Raw genomic sequence first — 26,996 nt, forward strand, 5'->3', positions numbered from 1 at the left:
GTTGTCAGTAGCGTTTTTGTATAGTGGGGGGGACCTTAAAAAAAGGAGCTGTTGCATAGCATGGATACGAAGGAAGCCTTGCGGCGTTTTGAACAAAGTACAGCCCGTTACCTGACGGAATTGGAGGCGCTTGACACGGAGCGGCTGCTGCGGAAACCCGACCCGGAGGAATGGTCGATCGGGCAGCTGTATCAGCACTTGATCCAATCGGCCCTCGGCATGCAATTGCGGAATGCCGGGCACTGCCTTCGGGAAGGGGCTAGCCGCCGGGATGCCTCTCAGGAGAAAACGGAGGCGGGGAAAGCAGTGTTCGCACAAGGAGGCTTTCCGCCTGTAAGGATTCGCGTTCCGGCTTCCCCGCTGTATACGCCGGCGCAGCCCGCCAACAAGGAACAGCTTGTTCAGGGACTTGCGGCCGTACTGGACCGGATGCGATCCCTTGAGCCGCTGCTGGAGCAGACATCGCCCGGCACTGCGGTCCCTCACCCTCAGTTCGGTTATCTTACGGCGGAGGAATGGTTTATGCTGACCGAGATGCATTACCGCCATCATTTTATGCAGCTGGAGCGGTTATCGGCGGATAGCGTTCCGAGGGAATAACGTTTGCCGGCCGAGCGGAAACGGGGCAAAGGGGCCAAGAGGCAAGCGGCGGCTTTCGGCCAAGTCCCGCTCCAGGCAAGAATAACATCCTCTTCCGCATCCCAAACTAAAGCGAACCCAAAACTGGTTTGCGGAGGGATGCAGATGTATTTTTACAAAGAGGATCTGATCAATCTGATCGTGCCCGACCGGCCGGACCCCGAGGCGGCGAAGGTCATCCAGGAAATTCTCGGCGGGCGGTTTGGCGAAATGCGCACCATGATGCAGTTCTTTTTTCAGAGCAACAATTTCCGGGGAAGCGCGCTGCAGTACCGCGATTTGATCCGGGGCGTGTTTTTGGAGGAGCTGAGCCACGTAGAGCTGGTCCAGCACACCATCAACCAGCTGCTGACCGGCTCGGGCGAAGAGCTGCCGGGAGACGCCGGCACGGACGGCGCGCCGCTTGACGACGCGGTCCGGCATGCCAACCCGCATCATTACATCATCGGAGCGCAAAGTTCCCTGCCGGTGGATGCCTCGGGCAACCCGTGGATGGGTAATTACGTGTACGCCCACGGAAATCTGGTCGCCGACCTGCTGGACAATCTGGTGCTGGAATCGACGGGCGTGCTGCAAAAATCCCGGATTTACGAGATGAGCACCAACAAAACGTTCCGGGAAACGCTCGCTTTTCTTATCGTGCGGGACAACGCGCACCAAAACGCGTTTGCCAAAGCGCTGGAGACGCTCGGGGTCAACTGGGGAAAGCTGTTCCCGATCCCCAACTACGACCTGAACAAATATCCCGAATGCCGGAAATATGTGGACATGGGCTTCCACAACGCGCAGTTTAACTTCCGCTTGGATGCCACGCGCATAGCGGATATTTTCAGCGGGACTTCTCCCAGCCGCAACAACGGCACGCTGGAGGTTGTCCCTCCGCCGGAAGGCTATCCGATGCCGATCCTGCCCGAAATGCCGAACGAGCACAGCCCGGGCCTGTACGATCTGAACGCTTAAAAGGCGTCAAAGCGCCCCTGTCTCCGGTTTGAAGTGCACCCCTTGGAATAGACATTGGAAAAATCCCCTGGTTATTCCGATGAATTCTTAGAGGTGCACTTCAGCTCGCCGGGACGGGGGCTTTTTTGCATGCGCTTCGGGGGAGGACGGGATGCAGCTGTATTTTTTCATGCTACAATAAAAGGAATACGGAAGGGGACATGCTCATGTGGAAAGAGTTTAAAGCGTTTGCATTCAAAGGCAATGTGCTGGACCTGGCCATCGGGGTCGTCATCGGAACGGCGTTCGGCAAGATCGTCAGCTCGCTGGTGCAGGATTTGCTTATGCCGCTGTTCGGCATTTTGTTCGGGGGGCTGAAATTCACCAGCCTGACCTATACCTACGGGGAATCGACCCTCGCTTACGGGAACTTTATCCAGGCGGTTGTGGACTTCCTGCTCATCGCGCTCTCCATCTTTCTGTTCGTCAAACTGCTCGGAAAAATGAAAAAGGCCCGGCCCGAAGAGGCGCCGGAGCCGCCCGCGCCGAGCAAAGAAGAGGCTCTGCTGGCGGAAATCCGCGACCTGTTGAAAGAGCAGAATCGCTCCGCGCACCGCTGAGAAGAGGAGGACTTTTCCGATGAATCATTTGTTTCAGCCCTACCGCCTAAAAGGCCATGACATCCGCAACCGCATCGTCATGCCGCCGATGGAATGCCTGGTGCCGGAAACCCGCGGGGGATTTGTCAACGACGGCCACCTGCGGCACTACGGTGCGAGAGCGCGTGGGGGCGTCGGGCTCATCATCGTGGAGGCCACCAGCATGCATCCGGGAAGCCGGTCGATGGTATCCCAGCTGGCCGCCTGGTCGGACGAGCATGTGCCGGGGCTTGCCGCGCTGGCGGCGGAATGCCAAACGCACGGGGCGAAAGCGCTGCTGCAGCTCCAGCACCTCGGCATCAAGATGGACCCCGCCTTGGGCTGGGAGCCTTACGGCCCTTCGGATTACGCCGCAAACGGCATCCGGGCCCGGGCAATGACCCAGCCGGAGCTGCGCGAGCTGCAGGACGCCTACGTCGGCGCCGCCGTTCGGGCCTGCCGCGCGGGCTTCGACGGCGTCGAGTTTCACGGCGCGCACGGATACCTGCTGAACCAGTTTTCATCTCCGCAGGTGAACCGGCGCACGGACGCTTACGGCGGCTCTCTCGACAACCGGCTGCGCTTTATCCGCGAAGTCGTGGCCCGGGTCAAGGCGGAGGTGCCGGAACGCTTTATCCTGGCCTACCGGATGGGCTGCAACGAGCCGGCGCTCGCGGACGGAATTGAGATGGCCCGCCGGCTGGAGGCGATGGGCATCGATCTTCTGGACGTGTCGTCGAGCGGCTATTCCTCCGAAGCGCCGGAGGTTCCGGAAGGGTACCCGTATAACTGGACAACGTACGGCGGAAGCCAGATCAAACGGAACACGGGCGTTCCGGTGATCGTGGTCTACGAGATCCGTACGCCGGAAAGGGCAAATGACATCCTGGCGCGGGGCGACGCCGATTTTGCCGCCATCGGCCGCGACCTCATCGTCGACCCCGAATGGGCGAACAAAGCGGCCCGGGGAGACGAAATCCGGTACTGCATCCGCTGCCAGCCCTGCGTCGTGTTCGGCCGGGAAAAGTGCGTGATGCACTAGCCCTGTGCAGGAAGGGTTGCGGCAGCGTGGGCGGAAAACGGGGGCTCCGGAAGCGGTGGCGCCGGAGCCGGAGCCGGAGTGCGGTGCTCCTGGCGCTTACGCCGGAGCCGGAGCCGGAGTGCGGTGCTCCTGGCGCTTACGCCGGAGCCGGAGCCGGAGTGCGGTGCTCCCAGCGCTTACGCCAGAGCCGGAGCCGGAGTGCGGTGCTCCTGGCGCTTACGCCAGAGCCGGAGCCGGAGTGCGGTGCTCCTGGCGCTTACGCCGGTTCTTCTTCCGGCACAAGGACTCGGGCGTGGCGGGGAAGGATGCGCAGCTCGGCCGGCAGGGCCGGGCCTTCTTCGCCGTCGACGTTGGTCCGCATCGTTTCGGGCGTGAGCAGGGTCACGTTTTTGGCGGTGAAGTAATACACGTCCTTGTGGTTTTGCAGGTTGCCGAGCAGCAGGGACAGGCTGAGGGTGACGGACTTCAGCAGAGAGAGGTCCTTGACCACAAAGCAGTGCAGGAGTCCGTCGTCCACCGCCGCGTTGGGCGCCAGCCGCTGAAAGCCGCCGACGGAATTGGTCAGCGCGGCGAGAAAGAGGGGCGCATCGCCCTCCCACGTTTCGCCGTCGTGGCGGATAACCAGCGGGGCGGGGGAAGCACCGGTCAGCTCCTTCAAGCCCTCTTTGAAATAAGCCAGCGCGCCGAGCCGCGATTTTTCCTCCGACGAGACGGAAAACAGCGACTCCGCCAGCGAGCCGGCGGCGGCCACGTTGACGAACAGCCGGTCGTTGATCCGGCCCAGGTCGACTTCCGCCGTCCGGGAAGAGGCCAGGCTGCGGATCGCCTGCTCGGCGTCCAGCGGAAGGCGCAGGGCGCGTGCAAAATCGTTGACGGTGCCAAGCGGGACGACGCCGATCCGCGGCAGGTGGCCCTGGTCCATCAGTCCGTTAATCGTTTCGTGCAGGGTGCCGTCTCCGCCCATGGAAACGACCAGATCAAAGCATTGCTCGCATGCGTGGACGCAAAACCGGGTGGCGTCCAGCACCTTTTCCGTAATCATCACAGCGACCTCATAGCCGGCGCCGCGCAGGACATCCTCCGCCAGCTCACGGTAGGCGGGGGCTTCCTCTTTGCCGGAAGTTGGGTTGACGATAAGCATGGCCTGCTTCATGCCGATGTTCCTCTCTGATATGGGATGCGGCGTTAAGTGCCTGTCATCCTTTTACCCAAAAAAAGCCGTACCTCTTTTTGTTGGTACCCATTCCCGAAGGCTGTTTTCCTTTCGACGTTTCCCGTTCGTTTGCTTGTCTTGCCGGGTTCCTTATGAAAATGTTCGCTAGGCCCGGGAAGGCGAACGGCGGGGAGGTGCGGTTGGGCCGGTTAAGCGAACGACGGCGGGGAGGTGCGGTTGGACCGGTTAAGCGAACGACGGAGAGAGGAGATGCGAATAGGTGCAGAACGGCACCTATTTCCCGTCGTTTCCCGTCTCTACGCAAAATAGCGCCATAGGCGCACTTATTTTCTTGAAAACGAGCGATTTTTAGAGGAAACTGAAGAAATAGTTGCCTTTTTGCATCTATTCAGCCCAAAGTAGCGAATTAAGCTCGAATTAGTTGCTTTTATGCACTTACATCTCAGTCCAGCGAGGGGAAGATAGCTGGAGAGTCGGGGGATTGGGTTTTCGCCTCGCTTTCCGTCGGACGACCCTAAGCTTTTTTCAAACTACGCTATTGAAAAGGGAGCTGGAGGGCTTTTCCTAAAGGAGCGATTGTCTTCAGCTTAAGCGGATTAACCAGGAGGTAAACCCGCTCGATCCGGTCGCCTGCCGGGTTCATGCCGAAGCACATGACGGCAACGACAGCGCCGTCCTGCTGGAAAGCCAGATGCAGCTCGCCGTTTATCCGGCTGGGGACCGGTTGCAACTCTCTCAGCGGCCGAAGCACGCGGGGGGACGTGAGCAGGGCGACGACGCCCTTCCGCCCGGCCATCGGCCGGCCGATGGTATGGACCTGGGCCCCTCCGTCGGCGATCAGAACGGGCTCCTCGGCCAACAGCTCCACCATGGTGCCGACATCATGGGAGAGGAACGCGGCCGTAAACCGCTCCAGTAGCCGAAGCCGGAAAGCATCCGCTCCCGCTGCGGCTGCATTCGCCGGCGGGACGGCCGGTACGGCTGGAGCGCTGCCGAAGGTGCCGCCAGGAGAAGGCCCGCCGGCACGCGAAACGCCCGCCCCGCTCGGGTTCCCGCTGTGCCCGGCGCCCGCGCCCGCCCCGCTCGGGTTCCCGCTGTGCCCGGCGCCCGCGCCCGCCCCGCTCGGGTTCCCGCTGTGCCCGGCGCCCGCTCCGCCCGTCGCTCCGTCAAACAGCCTGCGGCGTGCCCGGCTGTACAGCTGGCGGCAGTGGGGCTCCGTCCTGCCGAGCCACTCCGCGATCTCGCGGTACTCGTGCTCGAAGGCTTCGCGCAGCACGAAAACGGCGCGCTCCAGCGGCTTCAGCTTCTCCAGCAGCACCAGAAGGGCGTAGCTGATGCGGTCCTGCCGCTCCACCCATTCCTCCGGTGCGTCCGCCGATTCCCCGAGCGGCTCCGGCAGCCATTCCCCCACATAGGTTTCCCGCTGCCTGCGCGCCGATTGCAGAACGTTCAGGCAGCGGTTCACCGTCAGCTTGGCAAGGTACGCCTTCGGCTGGCGGATTTCCTCCTGCGGCCGCCGGTGCAGGGCCACAAAGCAGTCCTGCACCGCATCCTCGGCGTCGGAGACGGAGCCGAGCATCCGATAGGCGATGGCAAAGGCATACGCCCGGTAGCCGCGATACCATTCCTCTACTTCTCCCCGCGCCGCGCTCTGCGGCTGCTGCTGCGCCTCTTCGTTCATGTCCGCTCCTCCTCCTCCTTTTCCGTCCAAGTCAAGCGTCGAATCCGGGGGATGCGCCCATCGAGATTGCGATCCGGTTCCAGCTGTTAATTGTATTGATCGCCATGATCAAGTCGAAGTATTCCGCTTCGCTGAACTGCTTCCGGACGCGCTCATACAGCTCTTCCGGAACGCCGTGGTCCGCGACTCGCGTCACCGTCTCGGCCAGCTCCAGCATGGCGCGTTCCTTTTCCGTAAAGACGGGCGCTTCCCGCCAAACCGAAACCAGCAGCACCTTTTCCAAATGATCACCCAGCTTCAAGGTTTCCTTGGTGTGCATATCCAGGCAGTAGGCGCAGCCGTTGATCTGCGAAACGCGGATTTTCAAAAGCTCGTACAGCAGTTTGTCCGACGCGAAGCGGCCGGATGCGTACTGCTCCAGCCCCATCATCGCTTTGACGGCTCCAGGATTGGCCGTGCGGTAATCCATGCGAAGGTTCATTGTCTTTTTCTCCTCTCAAAATGGTCTTCCTAAAAGATGACCGGCGGGAGGACGGTTTTGTGACAGGAAGCGGACACGGTTCAAAAAATTTTTGCGGGAAAACCGAAAAGGCCAGAAAAACGCACCGGAAAAACGCACCGGAAAAACGCGCGCGCTTTAAGGCAGATGCACGTAAAACGCGGCGTATTCGCCGGTAACGCTTTTGGCGTAAATTTTGCCCTTGTGCTGTTCGACGATCGATTTGGCGATGGCCAGCCCCAGGCCGTGCCCGCCAAGCTTTCGCGAACGGGAGGCGTCCGTCCGGTAAAACCGGTCGAAGATGCGGTCCAGATGCTCGGGCGCGATGCCTTCCCCGGTGTTGCGGACCATGAGGAGGGTGTCGCTCTGCTGCTTTTTGAGCGAGAGGGTCACCGTGCCGTTCGGTCCCGCGTATTTGACGGCGTTGTCGAGCAGGATCAGCACCACCTGTTTGAGCTGCTCGCTGCTTCCGTACACGTTTAGCTGCGGCTCGATGTCATACTCCAGCGTCAGCGACCTCTCGAAAATCATCGCTTCCATGGTCAAAATGACCGTTTCCACCGCTTCGCTCAAGTCGAACCGGCTGTAGAGCACGGTTGTCCGGGCGTCGTCCATTTCGGTCAGGTACAGCAGGTCGCCGGTCAAGCGGCTCATGCGTTCCGTCTCCGCCTTGATGTAATGAAGCCATTTCGCCTGCTCGCGGATCGGTTCGTCGCCGTTTGCGAGCAGCACGTCGGCGTTGGTGTTGATCACGGCGAGCGGCGTTTTGAGCTCGTGGGACGCGTCGGCGATAAATTGCTTCTGTTTCTCGAACGCTTCCTTCACCGGAGCGATGGACCGGTTGGCGAAATACCGGCTGATCAGGAAAATGACGAGCAGCATCACCAGCCCGACGGCCGCAAAGGTATAGATGAGGTTGGTCAGAATTTCCTGACGCGCGGTAACGTCCAGGAAGACCAGCATCTCGCCTGAAGCCGCAGGCTGCTTCATGTACGCCCAGTCGGTTCCGTCCAGCGCAAACTGCCCCTCCGCTTTACCTGATTTCAGCGCGGCTGCAAGCGCCGTTTCATAAAAAGCGTCATCCGCCTCAAAACGCGACTCTTTGCCCGCCAGCGCCCCGGCCGCATCGGTCAGCAGCAGGAAGGAGACCGATCGTTCCTGCGGCCCTGCGCCTCCACCGACCCCGCCGCCGGGCATTCCTCCGCCGCGCATCAGCTTGCCCTTGTCGGCAAAGGCCGCGCCATCCTGCGCCTCTTCGCTTGGGAGCAGGGGGCCCTCCGCAGACCCCGCCGCAGGCGCTTGGACCGCACCCTCCGCAGACCCCGCCGCAGGCGCTTGGGCCGCGCCTTCCGCGGAGCCCGCCGCAGGCGCTTGGGCCGCGCCCTCCGCGGCACCTGCCGCATCCGTGAACCCGCCGTTCCGCGGGTGGCCGTTTCCCATGGGCTCGCGGTAAAACTCGGCGGTGCGGTGCAGCTCCATTTTTATGTCGCTGCGCGCGTCCCGGTAGGTAATGATGTAAATGGATGCAAAGGCGACGAGCATGGTAAGGGTGATGGTCACGAGATTGACCAGCAAAAACCGGTTCCTCAGCTTGGTGAACATCAGGCATTCTCCTCAAGCACATAGCCAACGCCCCGTATGGTGCCGATGCGCACCGACGAGTTCAGAAAGGCCAGCTTTTTTCGTAAAAACGAAACGTATACTTCCACGTTGTTGTGTTCGGCCTCCGAGTCGAAGCCCCACAGCTTTTCGATAATCTGCTCCTTCGACGTCACCGCCTGCTTCCGTACGATCAGCAGCTCCAGCAGCTCGCTTTCCTTCAGGTTGAGCTTCATTTCCTTCCCTTTTACCGCAAGCCGCAGACGGGACGGGTTCAGCTCCAGATCCCCGAAACGCAGCGCATCGTCCGGCAGCACCTCGCCTTTGCGGCGCAGGGCCGCCCGGATTCGCGCCAGCAGCTCCTCCGTCTGAAACGGCTTGGCCACGTAATCGTCCGCTCCGTAATCAAGCCCCGTCACTTTATCAGCCGTTTCCCCTTTTGCCGTCAGAAGAATCACCGGCGTGGAAATTCCGTCCTTGCGCAGCGCCTTCAAAACGCCGAAGCCGTCCAGCTCCGGCATCATCACGTCGAGCAGCAGCAGATCGTAAATGCCGCTCCGCGCGTAATCGAGACCGTCGCGCCCGTCATGCACCGCGTCCACGGAATAATGATGCTTTTTTAAAATTTGGGTCAAGGCCTCCGCCAGATGCAGTTCGTCTTCCACGATCAAGATTCTCATTGGGCTTCATCCTCTGCCAGGGTTTCTTGCTTCTTCGTCATTATAGCAGGAGAACCTTTAATCCACCTTAACCGGTCCTGCGCGCTCGTTCAGCGCCGGGCCCGCCGCCTGTTGAGAAATTGTAAACCCGTTTAAGCTTCGCTAAAGGTTGAGCCGATACGATACAACCAGAACGACAAACCGGACGGCGCAAGCGGCCTTCCGGCGGAAAGGACGAAACCGAATGGCGATTGAAGTGTTCAACCGGTACGAAAACAAATACTTAATGGATGACGCGGCTTACCGACGAATCTATCATAACCTGCTTGAATACATGGAGCCGGACGAGTACAACCGGCAGCACGGGTTTTATTCCATCAGCAACCTGTACTTCGACACTCCGCACGACACGTTGATCCGGACCAGCCTGGCGAAGCCCAAATACAAGGAAAAGCTTCGGCTGCGGGCATACGGCGTTCCGGAGAGCGGAGCAAAGGTTTACCTGGAGCTGAAGAAAAAGGTGTTCGGCCTCGTCAACAAAAGGAGAACGGCGCTCCGGCTCAAGGAAGCCTATGATTTTGTCCGCACCGGCGAGCCGCCAATGCTGCAGGGCTACATGAACAAGCAGGTGGTGGAGGAAATTCGCTACTTTTTGACCCGGTACGATCTGGAGCCGAAGGTTTATCTGGCTTACGACCGCAAGGCGCTGTTCTGCATGGGCAGCCGGGATTTGCGGATCACCTTCGACACCAATATCCGCAGCCGCCGGTACGACCTCCGGCTGGAACGCGGCGACCATGGCGAACCGCTTCTCGAGCGGGGGCAGTGGCTGATGGAAGTGAAGGCGGAGAAAACGATCCCCGTCTGGCTCGCCAAAATGCTGTCCGAGCACGAGCTTTACCGGACGAGCTTCTCCAAATACGGCAACGAATACAAGAAAACGGTACGAACCGGCATGACCGAGAAGGAGCGTGTTTTGTATGCTTGAATCCCTGTTTTCCGTGTCCGCCGCGAGCGGAACGCCAACCCTGACCCTGGCTTCGGCGCTGCTGACCATTTTGTTAGCCATCGCGCTCGGCGGCGTCATCAGCTTCACTTATATGAAAACAAACCCGGCCGGGTATTCGCAAAATTTTACGCTGACCATGGTGCTTCTGCCCTCGATCGTCGCCATCATTATTCTCCTGATCGGCAGCAATGTCGCCCGGGCGTTCAGCCTGGCGGGCGCGTTTTCGATCATCCGCTTCCGCAGCGCGCCGGGCGATCCGAAGGACATCGCCTATGTGCTGTTCACCATGGCCGCCGGTCTGGCCTGCGGGGTGGGCGCGTTCGGGTACGCCGTGCTGTTTACCGTAATCCTCTGCCTCTTGATGTTCGTCCTCAGCCGGTTTCGGGTCGGGGTCCGCAAAAGCGCCCAGAAGCTCTTGAAGGTGACCGTGCCCGAAAACCTCGGCTATGAAGAGGCTTTTGAAGAAGTGTTTCAGATGTTCAAAGTCACCTATGAGCTGAAAAAAATCCGGACCGCCGAGCTCGGCAGTCTGTACGAGCTGGTTTACTTGGTTACGCTGGACCCCTCCGTCAACACGAAGGAATTTCTCGACGCCATCCGCTGCCGGAACGGCAATCTGGATTTGTCGCTCACCTTGAACCCGCCTGCGGCGGAGTATTAAGGCCCAACTCCATTATCGAAAGGAACGATATCCTATGAAAAAGTGGGCAACAGGAAGCAAACTGGGCCTGGCGCTGCTGTGCGCCGCCATGGTAACCGCCTGCAGCGCAGCATCCGGCACCGCCACCGAAGCCGAGGTTACAGCGGCGGCAACATCCGGCGCCGGAGAAACCGCTGCGATTTACGAGCAGACGAGCGTGGATTTGACGAAGCTGGCTGCGTTCGCCGATTTGGTAACGCTGGACGAAGACGATACGAATGCGGACTGGAACGCGGACACGGCGACGCGGGTGGAGCTGAACGGCGCGTCGGCCACGGTGACCGGAAGCGGTGCGGAAGCCAAAGACGGCTCTGTCACGATTACCGCAGCGGGCACTTACGTGCTGAGCGGGAAGCTGGACGACGGGCAAATTCTGGTGAGTGCCGCGGATGAAGGGACCGTTCGGCTGGTGCTGAACGGCGTGGAGCTGCACGACAGCGACAGCGCCCCGATATCCATTACGGACGCCGGCAAGGCGGTCCTCACGCTGGCGGAAGGAACCGAAAACACGATTGCCGACGGAGCGTCCTATACGCTGGCGGACGCTTCCTCCGACGAGCCGAGCGCGGCTGTTTTCAGCAAAGCCGATTTGACGATCAACGGCACCGGCAAGCTTTCGGTGACGGCGAACTACAAGGACGGCATTACCGGCAAAGACGATCTGAAAATCGTATCCGGTAACATCACGGTCAAGGCCAACGACGACGGGATAGTCGGGCGCGACATGGTCGCCGTCAAGGATGGCACGCTGACCATTGAGGCGGGCGGCGACGGGATCAAGTCGACGAATGATACCGACACGGCCAAAGGGTTTGTCGCGATTGCCGCCGGGAGCTTTGCGATTCAGGCGGGCAACGACGGCATCCAGGCCGAAACCTCCCTGGCGGCCGACGGAGGCACGTACGACATCGTGACGAACGGCGGGAGTGCAAACGGCGAAGTGAAAACGGAGGAGCGCATGGGCGGTCAGGGGCCTTGGGGCCGGGGCGGAGCCGGTCAAACGGCTCCGGCAGACGGCGCAGCGGCCAGCGGCACCGGGAGCGGCTCGGCGGGGAGCGGCGGCACAGCCGGTTCATCGGCGGCAAATGCTTCGGGCGGCTCGAATGCCGCGCCGGCGGCCGGCGCTTCGGAGGCAAATGCATCGGACACTTCGGCGAACTCGTCCATGGCCGGTACGGCAGGAAGCGAACCTTCGGCGAACTCGTCGGCGTCGACCGCCGAAGAAACGGAGTCGACCAGCGCAAAAGGGCTGAAGGCGGGCGGCGATCTGGTGCTGAACGGCGGAAGCTTTACGGTGGACTCCGCCGACGACGCGCTGCACAGCAACGCGAACGTGACGGTGAAGGGCGGAGAATATACCATATCTTCCGGCGATGACGGCATTCATGCGGATGTTTTGACCACCATAGCGGGCGGAACCGTCCGGCTGATCAAGACCTATGAAGGCATTGAAGGCGCGAATATCACGATCCTGGACGGCGACATTCAGGTGACCGCCTCCGATGACGGCATTAACGTATCGGGCGGCAACGACGGTTCCGGCCTCGAAGGGCAAGGCGGCTTCGGCGGCGGCTCCGGAAGCGGTGTGCTGACCATCAGCGGCGGAACGGTAACCGTGGATGCGGCGGGCGACGGCCTCGATGCCAACGGCTCGATCAAGATGACCGGCGGCACTGTGGCGGTCAACGGACCGACCAATGCCGGCAACGGAGCTTTGGATTACGACGGCAGCTTCGAGCTGACCGGCGGGTATCTGGCGGCGGCGGGCAGCGCGGGCATGGCGCAGGCGGCTTCCGGGGAATCCAGCCAATATTCGATCCTGATGACGTTTGACGAAGCGCAGGAGGCGGGAACGCTTGTTCATCTGGAGGACAGCGAAGGCAAGTCCGTTCTGACCTTTGCGCCAACCAAAGCGTATCAGTCCGTGGTCATCAGCTCGCCTGAGCTGCAAAAGGGCTCCTACACGCTCTACTCGGGCGGGGCTTCGACCGGCAGCGAAAAGGGAGGATTTTATACGGACGGGGAGTACAGCGGCGGAGCAAAGGTTGTCGCCTTTGAGATCACGGCCAGTGTCACCTGGCTGAACGAATCGGGCGTGACGACCGGCAGCGCCAACCGCGGCATGGGCGGCGGGCCCGGCATGGGAGGCGGCAGAACCCGGCCCGGAGCCGGCGGCTCCGCAGGGGGAGGCGCCATGGAAGGGCAGCCGGCCGGCGAGCCTCCGGCCAACGGAGCCCCCGTTCCTCCGGCGGAAAGCCAATCCGGGGGAACGGCGGCGGATGCAGCCGCAGATCAAACGTAAAACAGTCCCGGCAAAAAGGAACCGTTCCGAAAATGGAACGGTTCCTTTCACTTATGGACATTAGGATTGAGGCAGTTTCTTTTGCCAAACATAACTGACGTACACCGTCCGTTGAAAGCCGAGGGCCATGTAGAAATCCCGGGCCGATCCCACTTAAACCGATTTCGCAGGTCCGGTCGTAATCGAGGGCCTGGGCAATCCGCTCAAAGCCGAGGGAAACCGTTTTGTCTTGGCTGGGATCGAAATAACTGAAGGCTTTTGTATGTCCGACCGCTTTCCGCTTAGCCGTAGCTCGCCGCCGCTTACAGCCGGCAGCCTTCGGGAGGAAGGGCGTTTCATTTTGTTTGGGATTTCTCTAATGTTAGAATGAAACAAAAAGGAGGGATTGGCGTGGAGATCGGCATCAGCACGTTTGTGGAAACCTTGCCGGACCCGGAAACCGGCGAATTGATCAGCCATGCCCGGCGGCTCCGGGAAGTGGTGGAGGAAATTGTCCTGGCGGACCGCGTGGGGCTTGATGTATACGGAGTGGGCGAGCATCACCGGAAGGACTACGCCGCCTCTTCTCCCGCTGTGGTGCTGGCGGCGGCTGCGCCGCAAACAGAGCGCATCCGCCTGACGAGTGCGGTCACGGTGCTTTCTTCGGCGGACCCGGTGCGAGTGTTTCAGGATTTCGCCACACTGGACGCCGTCTCCAACGGCCGGGCGGAAATTATGGCGGGCCGCGGCTCGTTTATCGAATCGTTCCCGCTGTTCGGCTACGACCTGAACGATTATGACGAGCTGTTCGACGAGAAGCTGGAGCTTTTGCTCAAAATCCGCGCGTCCGAGAAGGTAACCTGGAAAGGCGGCCACCGGCCCGCGATCAATGACCTGGGCGTCTATCCGCGCCCGGTGCAGAATCCGCTGCCGGTCTGGATCGGCAGCGGCGGCAATCCCGAATCCGCCGTGCGCGCGGGCCTGCTCGGCCTCCCGCTCGTGCTGGCGATCATTGGCGGCCGGCCGGCTCAATTCGCGCCGGTGGTGGAGCTGTACAAGCGGGCTGCGGCCGAAGCCGGGCATGATCCGGCCAAGCTGCCGGTGGCGTGTCACTCGCACGGCTTTGTCGGCCGGGATACCGAAGCGGCGGCGGACCGCTTCTTCCCGTCCACGCAGGCGGCGATGAACATCATCGGACGCGAGCGCGGGTGGGGGCATTACAGCCGCGCCAGCTACGACGCGGCGCGCAGTCCGCAGGGCGCGCTTTATGTAGGCGACCCGGAAACGGTCGCCCGCAAGATCGTGGCGCTGCGCAAAACCGTCGGCGTCACCCGCTTCCTGCTGCATATGCCGCTCGGCACGATGCCGCACGAAGAGGTCATGGAGGCGATCGAGCTGTTGGGCAACGAGGTCGCTCCGCGCGTAAGGGAGGAAGTCGCCGCCTGGGAAGCGGCTGGCGGAGAGAGTAAATAAGCGGCAGAGTAGAGAGGCGCAAGAAAAACGGGGCTCTCTGCGGAGGCGGCAGTTTCAGGCGCCCATGGAGACCTAACGGTTGCCACAGCGGCTATTTGCTTTAAAAAGAGGGGTTTGAAAATGTAACGGTTGCCACAGGGCTTATTTTTCGTTTTTACGCTTGGTTGGGCCCGTTTTCCCCCAAATAGGCGCTGTGGCAACCGTTAGCGTAAAAAAGGGGCGATTTTGGCTTGATTAAGCGCTGTGGCAACCGTTAGCGCGGGGCGGCGACCGGAACGGGATAAAACCGACGCCCTCGCAAAAATGGCGGCAGTGGAAGCAATGGCAGAAATAGCGGAAATAACGGAAATAACGGAAATAACGGAAATAACGGAAATAACGGCAATAGCGGAAGAGCGGACCCCATGGGTCTTTGCATAAATCAAAGAGTCTCTTACGAGCCCCCTGCATTTTTAACGGAACAAAGGATAAAGCCGGAGAGGCGGAGACGGCAAAACCCGCTCCTGCCGCCGGAGCTGCGCCCGCCCCTGCCGCCGGAGCTGCGCCCGCCCCTGCCGCCGGAGCTGCGCTCGCCCCTGCCGCCGGAGCTGCGCCCGGCGTTTGTTTTCGCCCGGTTCGGGTGGTATCGTAGAAAATAGAACGGCAACGCTTTACATACCTGCGGAGGTGGATGCAATCATGAAAGCGCTTTTCATCGGAGGAACCGGTATCATCAGCACGGCCATTACGAAGCAGCTGGCGGCGGAAGGCTGCGAGCTTTACCTTCTGAACCGCGGCAACCGCAACGAGGAGCTGCCCGAAGGCGTTCAAACGATCATCGCCGATATCAACGACGAAGCGAAGGTCGCGGAGCTGCTGGCGCCGCATCAGTTTGACGTGGTGGCGGATTTTATCGCGTTTGAGGTGCCGCAGCTGGAGCGGGATTACCGTTTGTTCCGGGGGAAGACCAAGCAGTTTATTTTTATCAGCTCGGCTTCGGCCTACCAGACGCCGCTCTCGGATTACCGAATCACGGAGGGCACGCCGCTGTCCAACCCCATGTGGCAGTATTCCCGCAACAAAATCGCCTGCGAGGACTACTTGATGAAGCTGTACCGCGAGGACGGGTTTCCGGTCTCGATTGTACGGCCGAGCCACACCTACGACGAGCGCTCTATCCCGCTTGGCGTGCACGGAAGCAAAGGAAGCTGGCAGGTTGCCAAACGCATGCTGGAGAACAAGCCGGTTATCATCCACGGCGACGGCACTTCGCTTTGGACCATGACGCATAACAGCGACTTCGCCAAAGGCTTCATCGGGCTGATGGGCAATATCCACGCCATCGGCGAGGCGGTCCATATCACGTCGGATGAATCCGTAACGTGGAACCAAATCTATGCGATCATTGCCGACGCGCTCGGCGTGAAGCTGAACGCCGTCCATGTCGCGTCGGAGTTCCTCGACGCCTGCAGCACGGAGGATTACCGGGGCGGGCTGCTCGGAGACAAGGCCAACACGGTCGTGTTCGACAACAGCAAGCTGAAGCGGCTGGTACCGGAGTTCGTGGCGACCACGCGGCTCGACCAGGGAATCAAGCGGACAGTGGCGCACATTCTGGCGCATCCCGAGCTTCAGGCGGAGGACCCGGCGTTCGACGAATGGTGCGACAAGGTGGTCGCGGCGCTCGAGAAGGCAAAGAAGGACATTTTGGGCTAGATGGGCATGGGAAAGCCGGAAAGAAAACGGGTCCGTCAAGCGGAAGAAGAGGCGGAAAAGCGCGATCAGCCGCACACAGCCCCTGCCGAAAAGCCGGCGATGAGCCGCTTTCCCGCAGGCATCGCTTTTTGCTACCCGTGGCGCTCTTACCAGAAAAGAGTGCTGGACGGACTGGACGGGCTGCTGGCGAACCGCCACCTGCATCTGGTGGCGCCGCCCGGCTCCGGCAAAACGGTGCTCGGCCTGGAGGTCATGCTGCGCCTGGACCGGGCGACCCTGATCGTTGCGCCCACTCTGACGATCCGCAATCAATGGGCCGAGCGATTCCGGGCCCTTTTTTTGCAAACCCCGCAGCTTCCGGATTGGGTTTCGCTTGAGCTGCACAAGCCCGCTTTTGTCACGGTCACCACGTATCAGGCCCTGCATGAGTTGTATAAAAGGGAAGAGGGGGCGCAGCCGGAAGAGGTTGAGCCACCCGGGGAACGGGCCGGAGAGAGCGGGAAAGGCGAAAATTCGGCGGAAGACGCTTTCGGGGAAGCGGAAGAAGACGTCATGCCGTCGGAAAATGGACCGGAGGAAGCGGAAGAAGACGACATGCCGTCGGAAAATGGACCGGAGGAAGCGGAAGAGGGTCAAAAGCCGGCGGAGCCCTCTTTCGGGGTAGCCGCAGATGGGACCGGGCGGGCGCCAGACGCTGGTTCACGGGCAGCGCCGGAGCGGGGCGGAAGGGAGGCCGCTCCCGCCGGGCGAAGTCGGCCGGCCGAAGCGCGCGCCGCCATAGAGCGGATGGGCTTCCAGACGCTCATCCTCGACGAGGCGCACCATTTGCGGGCGGCCTGGTGGAAAAGCGCGCTGCGCCTGCGCTCGGCCCTGAACCGGCCGGCCGTCGTTGCGCTGACCGCCACGCCGCCGTACGATGTGCAGCAGGCCGAGTGGCAGCGGTACGAAGAGCTGTGCGGCCCGATCGATGCCGAAATCAGCGTGCCCGAGCTTGTGCGCGAAGCGGAGCTTTGCCCGCATCAGGATTATATTTTTCTGACCGAGCCCAATGAAGCGGAATACGGCCCCCTGCGGGAGTTCCGCCGAAACGCCGCCCGTTTGAAGCAGGAGCTGCTGCTCGACCCCGCCATTCGGGAAGCGGTCGGCAGCCATCCGTGGATAGTTCGGACGGAAGAGCATTTGGAGGAGGCGTTGACGGCTCCCGGGTATTTTTCCAGTCTGGTGATCTACTTGAAGGCTGCGGGGCTTCCCGGCTGGCCCCTGGCGGCGAAAGCGCTGGGCGTGGAAGGCGAAGAAGTGCCGCCTTTGACGGACGAATGGGCCGGGGAGCTGTTGACCGGGCTGTTGTACCGGGACAAGCGAATGGATGAGGAAAACCCGGCGCTGAAGGAGTGGCGCGGAAAGCTGCGGGCCATCGGGGCGGCCGAAAAGCGCCGGGTTTCGTTCCGCTCCACCCCCGCTTTCGACCGGATGCTGACGCAGAGCGCCTCAAAGCTGCATGGCATCGGCGAAATTGTCTCCTTCGAGCAGAACCTGCTGAAGGAGGACCTGCGCCTGGTGGTGCTGGCCGATTACATCCGCAAAGACAGCTTTCCCGGGGCGGGCGGGGGGGCGCCTCCGCTTAACCGGCTCGGGGTCGTGCCCGTCTTCGAGCTGCTGCGCCGCCGCGAGGAGGTGAGCGCGCCGCTCGGCATCCTGTGCGGATCGCTTGCCGTCCTGCCGAGGACCGCGTGGCCGCTGGCACACGACGGCGCGTATGTCGAGCTCGACCTTCGGGGCGCTCCGCTTTCCCAACTGGTGGCTGTGGTTACCGAAGTGTTCGAGCGGGGCGGCATCCGGATTTTGATCGGAACGGCCGCTCTGTTGGGGGAAGGCTGGGACGCGCCGTGCCTCAATGTGCTTGTCCTGGCGTCCTACGTCGGCTCTTTTATGCTCTCCAATCAAATGCGGGGGCGCGCGATCCGCACGCAAAAAGACAACCCCGCCAAAACCGGCGCCATTTGGCACCTCGCCTGCGTGGATACGGAGCAGCCGGACGGGGGACGGGACCTCGTTTCGCTCAGCCGCCGCTTCCGCTCGCTGGTCGGGCTTTCCGTGACGCGGGAAACCATTGAATCCGGCATCGGACGGATGGACCTGCAAACGGACCGGTATACGTCCGGCTGGCTGAGCGGGCAAAACCGGAGCACCTTTGAACGGGCCCGGCAGCGCGCCCGCCTGCGTGAACGGTGGGAGGCGGCGCTGGTGCTCCACGAGGGAATGAACGAACAGCTGGTCTCCACGGAGGAGACGGTTCCCCGCCCGTACTATTTTGGGCAAACCGTCAAAGCCCTGCTGCTGTGGGCGGCGTCCGCCGGGCTGTTCGGTCTCTTGGAGGCGCTCCTCGAGCCGCGGCTTGTTTTCGGGGATATGCCGGCCGGTGTGAAGCTTGCTTTGATCGCGCTGGCTGGAGCGCTTCCGGCGTTGCCGTCCCTGGTAAAGGGCGTACGGCTGTATCTCCGGCATCATTCACCGGGCAAAAGCATTCGGCTGGCGGGAGAAGCCGTCTATGAATCCCTCTATGCGATGAAGCTTGTGAAGCCTGAACCGGGCCGCCACCGCATCCAGGCGGAGGAAGCCGGAGACGGCGGCGTGGTTTGCCGGATGGAGGGAGGAACCGCTCAAGAGCAGACGCTTTTTCTTCAGGCCCTTCAGCAGCTTCTCGAGCCGGTGCAAAACCCCCGGTATTTGCTTTACCGCGAGTCCCGGTCTTTTCTTGGAAGGCGCCGCGACTATTATGCCGTGCCGGAAGAGATCGGCCGGAGAAAGGAAGACGCGGAGCGGTTTCATGCGCTGTGGGCCAAGAAGATCGGTCCGGCGGAGCTGATCTATACCCGCACGGCCGAAGGCCGGAAACGGCTTCTGGCCGCAAGAGCGAAAGCGATGTCCGCCGCCTTTCTCGACAAAACGGAGCGAATCAGCGTTTGGCGCTGACAAAACCGGAACGAGGTCCTCAAAAGGACTTTCGTCCCGGTTTTTGCTTTTTCTTGAAGAGAAGATTCAACTTTCCATTCCAAAAGCCGATAGAACCAATAGGCCGCAGCGCCACCACGAATGACCTACATAGCGGACTGAAATCAAGTTGGAATCAAAGGCAAATCCGTCGAAAGGCGGAGACGCAAAGCCACGGGCCTAAGCCGCATTGCCGCCCTCCCAAGCGGGGGTTGCAAGCGGGACGGCAGCCGGGCCGCTTCACGGGCTTGATTTTTTTGTGCCCGAAAACGGTCATACGAGGAGAGAAACAGAGGGATGAAATCGAAACAACAGATTGTGCTGGCGGTTATCTTGCTCTTGGTCGCATCTTTATTCGCGGCTGCCGCCGAAAGCGGCGCGGCTTCGGTCACGTACAAGACACAGGACCGGAAAACCGCCGGGCAGGCGAGCGCGGCGGACGCTTCCGTGGCGGGGACCGGTTTGGTCTCGATCGCAAAGGACAAAGCCGGTCATCCGCAGGTCGAGTACCTGGATTTGAAAACGGGAGCAAAACAGACCCTTACGAAAACCGCCGCCCGCAAGCAAAGTCCGCAAGTAAGCGGTAATACCGTCGTTTGGTTTGACAAAGGGGAGCGCAGCAGCGGTTCGCTGTACTGGGACGTGTACGCCTACAACCTGAAGACCAAAAAAACGGCCCGGCTGAACGCCGTGGACGGTCCGCTCGGCAGCTTGTCGATCAGCGGCAATCACGTGGTCTGGAGCCGTTCGGATACGTCGACGATCTATCTGCTCGATCTGGCCTCGGGCGGGGAAGAAATGCCCGTGGAATCGGGGCGCCAGCCGGTTGTGGCCAAGGGAAAGGTCGCCTTTTTGACCGACGAGGGCGATGCCGCCCTGTACGATATTGCGGCGGGCACGACCCACAGCCTGAACATGAGCGCCTCGGGCTTTACGCTGAGCTGGTTTGCGTTTAACGGAACAGACGTGCTTGCCAAAGCGGCGGACAACAAGAGCCGGAGCAAGTACCTGCTTCTGAACACGTCGAATGCGGCCGCAAAACCGAAGGATTTGACCGCAGCGGGCGTCAAGAAGGCGGAATACGGCTTTTTGGCCATCGGAGACACGCAGGGTGCATGGATGGAAGCGGTGAACGGGAAAGTGCTGGTGCGGGGCGTCAATCTGAAGACCGGCGAGGTGTTCACGATCGGCGAATCCGCCAAAAACCGCACGTATATCGGGTACAGCGGCGACGAACTGGTGATGGCGGACGGCAAGGGAAACCTGTCCCTGCGCAAAATGGTCCGCACCCCGGCCGCGTCGGCGAAATAATGCCCGGCGGTCCCAAGCCCTTCCTATTCCAATCCAGAGGTGAGCACTTGTGCTGAAAAAGAGAACCAAGGCGTTTCTTAGCCTTTTATTAGCGGTCACGCTATTGCTGACCGGCATTCCGGTCGTGCCCGGCCTGGCCGTTACAAAAGTAAAGGCCGATACCCTGATCACCGTCAATCCGCCTCGCATTAACACGGCGGGCGGGTCCGGCGCGGACATTCATTTCAAGTTCGACGCTTCCGAGACGGCCAAAACGCATGACGTGCGCATCGCGATCTGCGTGCCGAACCCCGAAGGCGGTTACCCGATCGAGCAGGCGCTCATTCACGAGGGTACCTACCCGACCGTCGACGCGAACGGGGAGTATGTGGACAACGTGTACCATTGGGACGGCAAAATCGGCGGCAAGCCGCTGGACCCCGGCCAATACGTTATCAGTGTGATCCCGACGGATGTCCGAAGCGACAATTTCTACGGCGATATGGCATCCGTAGAGCTGTACCGCCCCGAGCAGGCGGCGAGCCCGGCGGCGGTCGGCTTTTTGCCGGGCGGCTCCGGCGGGCAGTATACGCTCGGAGGCAAAGCCGAGACCGGTTCGCAGATCCGGGTTAACGTTGCGGACGCAGTGGGCACTACACTGCAGGACGTGAACAAGCTCGCCGTTTCGGGCTCGGGCCTGTGGGCGACGAAGGTTACGCTGCCGGCGAACCGGATCGCCCATCTCACCGCGTTTGCCGCGAAGGAAGGCGTCGAGTCGCCCAGCTCGGACCTCATCCGCGTACTGCGCTACCAGAAGCCCTCCGGCAGTACGGTGAGCTGGTCTGCCGTAATCGGGTACTACTACAAAGCGGACTCTACGTCTTATTTGACGCAAAAGCTGAAAGAAGTCGCCGCATACAACACCCTTTCCGGGGCAACGGCGCTCAAGTCGGCCGATGAAGCGCCGGCCGAGCTGCTGCTGCCGGACCCGCTAACGGACGGAGCGCTGCCGGCTGCGGCGCTGGCGCAGTTCACGCCTGCGGCCATTGCGGCCCGAGAGGCTTCGCCCCTTGGCGAAAGGGGCGGAGCGGGCGGCCCCATTGATCTGGCTACCGGCGAGTTCGTTTATCAAGCGGGCAACCTGTCTCTTGGCTCGGTGATTCCGGTCGATTTCAGCTTGTCCAAGCGCAGCATGGACAGCTTCGCAGGCGCGCCTGGCGCGGGCTGGCATCATTCCTACGAATGGCGGCTGCAAGCCGGTGCGGACGGCAAAGCCGTGCTTTTGCCTCCGGACGGCTCCCGTCTGGAATTCATCCCGCTCGGCGGCGGGGCTTACCTCTCTCCGCGCGGCTCGGAATACGAGCTCACGCAAAGTTCCGGCCAGGGGTATGCCCTCACGGACCGGTCGCAAACGGTATACCGCTTTGACATGGACGGACGGTTATCGTCGATTACCGACCGCAACGGCAACGCGCTTACGCTCTCCTATACCGGCAGTGAGCTGACCAGCATCGCGGTTCCCGGCATGTCGCTGGCGCTCTCTTATGAAGGCGGCCGCCTCAAGACGCTGACTGATCACACCGGCCGCACCGTTATATACGACTACGATAAAAACGGCGATCTTGTGTCCTACACATTAGCCGACGGCTCAACCACACGTCTGGAATATGACAGCGCGCATCGCATCACCAAGGTCACCAGCCCGACGGGCAAAAGCTATCAAACGATCGGCTATAACGCCGCCGGCCAGGTAACGTCCTACGGCGATGAAACGGGCGCGAGCTACGGCATGGACTATAAGGTGCTGGAAGAAGGCGATGAGGAGGAACCGGGGGGCGAAGACCCCGGCAGCGGCGATCCGGGCAGCGGAAACGGCACGACCCGCATCGACCCGGCGAATCCGCGCGACATCGGGGACGGCAGCGCCATCCTGCTTTCCGGCAACATGAACAATTCACGCAATGCGCCTCCTTTTATTCAAGTCGCCGGATTGAAAGAAGAAATTACCCGTTACATGACGGTACAGCAAAAAGCGGCCGAAGACCGGATTTCCGGCTATGAAGCCTCGGCACAAACGGTGGATGCCCATGATGCGGCTGCGTTCGCCCAGAAGCTGAACGGCTTGTCCGGCTCTCCGGCGGTGGCAAAAACCAGCTTTTTCAACCTGGAAGAGAGCATTACGCTCGGCAGCGCGTCGAAGCCGGTGGTCGTTCTCGTCGAGGGTATCAACAGCAACAAGAAGCTGACCGTCGACGTCTACGGCGTCCTGATTGTCAAAGGCGGGCTGAACGGCAACACGGCGCTGACGCTGCGCGCCCATCAGGCCGGCTCGCTGGCGGGGGACATCTACGTCAAGGGCAGCCTGCACCTCAACAGCGATTCCACGGTTCAAGCCGACGGCACGCTGTATGCGGGGAATCTGGTTTACAACAACGGGCAGCTCAACGTCGCCGCGAAGCGGATTTTCATTCCGGACAACCTGAACATCAACACCAAGGTTGACATGAACATCGCCGAGGAAATGGCGGTCGGCGAGATCATTTCCAACAACCAGACCGCCACGCTGGAGGTTGCCGGAGGCGATTTGTTTGTGCGCGGCAATGTCAGCGTCAACAACAACCTGTCGTTTATCACCGGCGGCTATGTCGCGGTCGGCGGCGACTTTACGCCTAACCAGAAGCCGGCGGTCAAAACCGGGAGCGGCGCGGGCAAGACGATTTTGACCTATCAGACGGCCGGCGGGGGCACGCCCGCTCCGACCCCGGCGCCGACGCCGAGTCCGACGAAGGCTTCCGCAGCAGCGGCGAGCAGTTCGCCGGGAAAGGCGGCGCCTGCTAAACGCAAAGAAACGACGCTTACCGATCCGCTGGGCCGGAAAACAACCTATGAGTATAACGACCGCAACCTGCTCACGGTGGTCACGTTGCCGACCGGCAAAAAAGAAACGTACCGCTACGATGCAAACGACGCTATGAGCGGAGTGACGGATGCGAGGGGAAACGCCTCTGCTTATCGTTACGACGAGCGGGGCAATCTTTTGCAGACGAAGGACGAGGCGGGCTACACCGATATTAACCGGTATGACGGAACCAACAACCTGCTGGAAAGCCGCAATGCGCTTGGCTCACGTACAGCGTATACCTATGACGCCAAAGGAAATCTGTCCGCTTCCACGGATGCGTTGGGCGGCGTCTACAAAATCGAACGAAACGGGTACGGTTTGCCCTCAGTTATCACCAACGAAGAGGGAGAGAAAACCGAGTTTGCCTACGATCCGGAAACCCGATTGACTTTGACGCAAAAAACCTCCGGCGGGACGGTCACGACCTACGTACGCGACGAAGCGGGCCGTGTAACGGAGACGCGTGACACATTGGGCAAACTTGTCTCTTACACTTACGATCCCCTGGATCGCGTACTGACCGAAGAGGATGCGCTTGGACAGAAGACCGTTACGGCTTACGATGCGGACGGCCAGGTAATCTCCATCACCGATGCGGATGGCGGCAGAACCGTTTACGAGGAAGACCGCGCCGACCGGACGTGGACTGTAACCGATGCGGAAAACCGCAAGTCCGTAACCGTAACGGACAAAACCGGCAATATCGTGGAAGAGCACACTCCGGGAGGAAGCGTGACTCGATACGAATATGACGCATTGGGCCGGCCGACAAAGGAGACCGATCCGGAAGGCGGGGCCACGTCTTACACGTACGACGAGAACGGCAGCCTTTTGACGGTCACCGATCCAAGGGGCGGGGTGACCCGCTACGAATATGATGAAAAAGGTCTTCGCACCAAAGTAACGGACCCGGAAGGCGGAGTAACCGAATATGGCTACGATGCGCTTGGCCGGGTAGTTCGGGCGATCGACGAGCTGCACCGGGTATCTACCTATACCTACGACGAGCTCGGCCGCCAAACAGGGGAAACCGATCCGCTGAAGCAGACGACCCGTTACGTCTACGACAAAACAGGCCGCCTGACGGAAACGCGTTATCCGAGCGGAGCGGTCATCAAAACCGAATACGATGAAGCCGGACGGGAAGCGGGCGTTATCGACGCGCTTGGAAACAAAACGACGAACACGTACGATGCGCGGGGGCGTCTGTCCATTTTCAAGGATGCGCTGCAAAAACAAACCGTCTATACCTACGACGAACTGGACAGGGTGACGGCCATTGCCGATGCCAAAAACCAGAAGGCGGAGTATACGTACAACGCGGTGGGCCAGCTTTTGCAGATCAAGGATGCCAATGGCCAAACCACTGCTTACGAACACGACAAACTGGGCCGTTTGACCAAAGTGACGGATGCGCTGGGCCAAACCACCTTTTATGCCTACGATGAGGCTGGTCAAATCGCAACGCGGGTGGACGCGAACGGCAACGAGACGGCATACAGCTACGACAAGCGAGGCCTTCCGGTGCAGGAGACCAATGCGCTGGGCCAAACGACGGCTTTCACGTACTACGCGGACGGACTGCAAAAGACAAGGATTGCGCCGGACAAGCAGACGACGGCTTACCAATACGACAAAACGGGACGTCTGACCAAAGTTTCCTATGCAGATGGGCAAAACGTTGCCTACACCTACGACAAACACGGCCTGCGCACCGCCATGAAGGACGGTGAGGGAACGACCACCTACCGGTACGACATGCTGGACCGTCTGATCAAGGTCGGCTATCCGGACGGGAAATTCGTTCACTACGAGTGGACGGCGGGCAACCAGCGCAGCCGGATTGTGTACCCCGACAACAAGTCGGCCAAATACGGCTATAACTTGAATAACCAGATGACGCGCGCGGTGGACGAAAATGGACAAGAAACCGTCTACACCTACGATGCCCGGGGGTCCGTCCTCACCCGCACCCTGCCGAACGGCGTCACAAGCAAGTATCAGTACGACGAGTTGGGTCAGGTGACGGAGCTTACGCATACAAGCGGCGCCACAGTCCTGGAAAAGCTGACTTATGCCTACGATCCGGTCGGCAATCTGGAGCGCCGGACGCGGGTGTCGGGCGGCAAGGATGAAGACAATGCCGGCGGCCAGCCCCAAACGCTGGTGACCGAGTACGCCTACGACGCCCTGAGCCAACTGCTCGAAGTCAACGAAAAGAACGGGACGAAGACTGGCTATACCTATGACCCGAACGGCAACCGCCTGAGCAAAACCGAGGCAGGAGCCGGAGCGAGCGGGGAAGAAACGTATACGTACAACGCGGCTAACCAGTTGACCGAGATCGCGAAGGTGGAGGAACAGAAGACCTACCGCTACGACGGACGCGGCAACCTGCTGGAAGTGAAAGCAAACGGGGCGGCAGGCGGCCAAATGCAGGTGGTGGCACAATACAGCTGGAACAGCGCCAACCGTTTGATGGAGGCCGTCAACGAGGCGGGCAACAGCACCGTTTACCGGTATGACGGCGACGGCAATCGGGTCGGAATGGCCGTGAAGCAGCCGAACCCGCAAGGAGAGGATGGTTATCCAGCGAGCAACCCGGCTGGAGTAGCGGAAGGCTGGGAGAAGCAGCACAAGAAAAAGGAACGCGACCTCACATTTTACAACGACCTGAGTCTCGGCCTGCCGGAAGTCCTGCAAGCGGTCGAAACCGGCAAGGAGTCGGCGTGGAAGGAGAAGTACGTCTACGGAGCGGACGGCGAGCGGCTGAGCATGTCTTATTTGCCCGCGAACGATCCGACCAACGGCTGGGAGCCGGCACCGGGCGCGGGAGGCGCGGAGCCCGGCACGTCGCCGGAGCAGCTGTACTACCTGAGCGACATCCAGGACAGCCCGCTCGCGCTCGCCACGCAAACCGGCGCGGTCTCGGCGCGCTACGGCTATGACGCCTTCGGCATTCCGGACGCGCCGGAGAAGTTTGACCCGAACTGGACCGGTCCGGACAACCTGTTCGGCTATACGGGCCTCGGCTACGATTACAACAGCGGCCTGACCTACGCCCGCGCGCGGTATTACGACCCGGAGATCGGACGGTTTATTAGCGAGGATACGTATGAAGGGGAGATGAAAAAACCGTTAAGTTTAAATCTTTATACGTATGTTCATAATAATCCATTAAGTTATGTAGACCCCAGTGGGAATGTACCGCAATATCATCAGGATGATCAAGCTCTAATTAAGGCAGGTAAAAAAGCTAACGGATTTAAGCTAACAAGAATTGAAGCATTTTTGGATTCTTTTAGGTTGTCTGCTCAAGGAACGTATATGTATGGGCTAAAACCTCAAGAATACAATCGACTTCCCTATAATGTACAAACAAGCGTTAAGCTCAGCTATCTTAAGCAAATAGATGAAATGGTTGAGAATGGCACGTTAACACCGGGACAGCGCCAAGCATTCTATATGAGTCAAAAACTACCTCACTACGGTATGATTGGAGCTGGGGGCGTTAAGGTTAGTAGTAAAACACTATTCACAACAACCGTTAAAAAACAACAAATAAGATTGGATGTTGAAAATCCTAGCCCAGGCAAAAGACCAGGTCAGTTACACATTCAAAATGATGCAACCCAAGAAAAATGGTACTTTAATTTTGACGGAAGATACTTTTATAATAGGGAAACTAATGAAAAAGCGCCTAAGTATATCAATAACTTATTGGATGATAGGAAGTTTATGAAGAAACTGTATGAAGGAATGACAAAGTACTTAGGGATGTAGGT

At 60.4% G+C, this 26,996-nt stretch carries 17 protein-coding genes and 1 riboswitch; of the genes, 12 read left to right on the forward strand and 5 right to left on the reverse strand.

Annotated features, from left to right (window positions below):
* Positions 1–60: 60 nt before the first annotated feature.
* From AC6I6H_RS04510 to AC6I6H_RS04525, 4 genes are all read left to right on the forward strand, one after another.
* Positions 61–600: a DinB family protein gene (locus tag AC6I6H_RS04510; RefSeq protein ID WP_497951987.1), complete on the forward strand. Its 540-nt coding sequence runs from the start codon at positions 61–63 to the stop codon at positions 598–600.
* Positions 601–744: 144 nt separating this feature from the next.
* Positions 745–1,599 (forward strand): manganese catalase family protein, encoded by an 855-nt coding sequence (locus AC6I6H_RS04515; protein WP_497951992.1) that lies wholly within the window; start codon positions 745–747, stop codon positions 1,597–1,599.
* Positions 1,600–1,805: 206 nt separating this feature from the next.
* Positions 1,806–2,198 carry a large conductance mechanosensitive channel protein MscL gene (mscL, locus tag AC6I6H_RS04520; protein WP_497951997.1) on the forward strand — a complete coding sequence of 131 codons (393 nt, stop codon included), beginning with the start codon at positions 1,806–1,808 and terminating at the stop codon, positions 2,196–2,198.
* 19 nt (positions 2,199–2,217) lie between these two features.
* On the forward strand, positions 2,218–3,258 hold the full coding sequence (locus tag AC6I6H_RS04525) for an oxidoreductase (RefSeq protein WP_497952001.1): 1,041 nt from the start codon (positions 2,218–2,220) through the stop codon (positions 3,256–3,258).
* Positions 3,259–3,514: 256 nt separating this feature from the next.
* Here the strand turns inward: AC6I6H_RS04525 and AC6I6H_RS04530 are convergent, their stop codons facing one another.
* The 5 genes from AC6I6H_RS04530 to AC6I6H_RS04550 all read right to left on the reverse strand — a co-directional run bounded on the left by AC6I6H_RS04530 (position 3,515) and on the right by AC6I6H_RS04550 (position 8,891).
* Positions 3,515–4,411, reverse strand: coding sequence for a diacylglycerol/lipid kinase family protein (locus AC6I6H_RS04530; RefSeq protein WP_497952004.1), 897 nt, complete (start codon positions 4,409–4,411; stop codon positions 3,515–3,517).
* Between the two features lie 556 nt (positions 4,412–4,967).
* Complete coding sequence (locus AC6I6H_RS04535; protein ID WP_497952007.1) at positions 4,968–6,113, reverse strand: sigma-70 family RNA polymerase sigma factor; 1,146 nt, start codon at positions 6,111–6,113, stop codon at positions 4,968–4,970.
* A gap of 31 nt (positions 6,114–6,144) precedes the next feature.
* A complete protein-coding gene (locus AC6I6H_RS04540) occupies positions 6,145–6,594 on the reverse strand; it encodes a carboxymuconolactone decarboxylase family protein (protein WP_497952012.1) in 450 nt (149 codons plus the stop codon).
* 156 nt (positions 6,595–6,750) lie between these two features.
* The gene (locus AC6I6H_RS04545; protein WP_497952016.1) at positions 6,751–8,214 is read right to left on the reverse strand and encodes a sensor histidine kinase; all 1,464 of its coding nucleotides are present in this window, start codon (positions 8,212–8,214) and stop codon (positions 6,751–6,753) included.
* Positions 8,214–8,891: a response regulator transcription factor gene (locus tag AC6I6H_RS04550; RefSeq protein WP_497952021.1), complete on the reverse strand. Its 678-nt coding sequence runs from the start codon at positions 8,889–8,891 to the stop codon at positions 8,214–8,216. Before AC6I6H_RS04550 ends, AC6I6H_RS04545 begins: the two co-directional genes overlap by 1 nt.
* A 223-nt stretch (positions 8,892–9,114) precedes the next feature.
* Here AC6I6H_RS04550 and AC6I6H_RS04555 point away from each other — a divergent pair, with 223 nt between their 5' ends.
* The 8 genes from AC6I6H_RS04555 to AC6I6H_RS04590 all read left to right on the forward strand — a co-directional run bounded on the left by AC6I6H_RS04555 (position 9,115) and on the right by AC6I6H_RS04590 (position 26,994).
* Complete coding sequence (locus tag AC6I6H_RS04555; protein WP_497952025.1) at positions 9,115–9,858, forward strand: polyphosphate polymerase domain-containing protein; 744 nt, start codon at positions 9,115–9,117, stop codon at positions 9,856–9,858.
* The gene (locus AC6I6H_RS04560) at positions 9,851–10,540 is read left to right on the forward strand and encodes a DUF4956 domain-containing protein (protein ID WP_497952029.1); all 690 of its coding nucleotides are present in this window, start codon (positions 9,851–9,853) and stop codon (positions 10,538–10,540) included. Before AC6I6H_RS04555 ends, AC6I6H_RS04560 begins: the two co-directional genes overlap by 8 nt.
* A 34-nt stretch (positions 10,541–10,574) precedes the next feature.
* Positions 10,575–12,881 (forward strand): carbohydrate-binding domain-containing protein, encoded by a 2,307-nt coding sequence (locus AC6I6H_RS04565; RefSeq protein WP_497952034.1) that lies wholly within the window; start codon positions 10,575–10,577, stop codon positions 12,879–12,881.
* Positions 12,882–13,271: 390 nt separating this feature from the next.
* On the forward strand, positions 13,272–14,333 hold the full coding sequence (locus tag AC6I6H_RS04570) for an LLM class flavin-dependent oxidoreductase (protein ID WP_497952037.1): 1,062 nt from the start codon (positions 13,272–13,274) through the stop codon (positions 14,331–14,333).
* A 678-nt stretch (positions 14,334–15,011) separates the two neighbouring features.
* Positions 15,012–16,028 carry an SDR family oxidoreductase gene (locus AC6I6H_RS04575; RefSeq protein WP_497952042.1) on the forward strand — a complete coding sequence of 339 codons (1,017 nt, stop codon included), beginning with the start codon at positions 15,012–15,014 and terminating at the stop codon, positions 16,026–16,028.
* Positions 16,029–16,034: 6 nt separating this feature from the next.
* Entirely contained in the window at positions 16,035–19,001 is a 2,967-nt protein-coding gene (locus AC6I6H_RS04580) for a DEAD/DEAH box helicase family protein (RefSeq protein ID WP_497952044.1), read from the forward strand.
* A gap of 149 nt (positions 19,002–19,150) precedes the next feature.
* Positions 19,151–19,262: riboswitch (cyclic di-GMP riboswitch) on the forward strand.
* 54 nt (positions 19,263–19,316) lie between these two features.
* Positions 19,317–20,330 carry a TolB family protein gene (locus AC6I6H_RS04585; protein ID WP_497952048.1) on the forward strand — a complete coding sequence of 338 codons (1,014 nt, stop codon included), beginning with the start codon at positions 19,317–19,319 and terminating at the stop codon, positions 20,328–20,330.
* Positions 20,331–20,379: 49 nt separating this feature from the next.
* Positions 20,380–26,994 (forward strand): RHS repeat-associated core domain-containing protein, encoded by a 6,615-nt coding sequence (locus AC6I6H_RS04590; RefSeq protein ID WP_497952054.1) that lies wholly within the window; start codon positions 20,380–20,382, stop codon positions 26,992–26,994.
* Positions 26,995–26,996: the final 2 nt, after the last annotated feature.

It is taken from the genome of Gorillibacterium sp. sgz306347 (assembly GCF_059735245.1).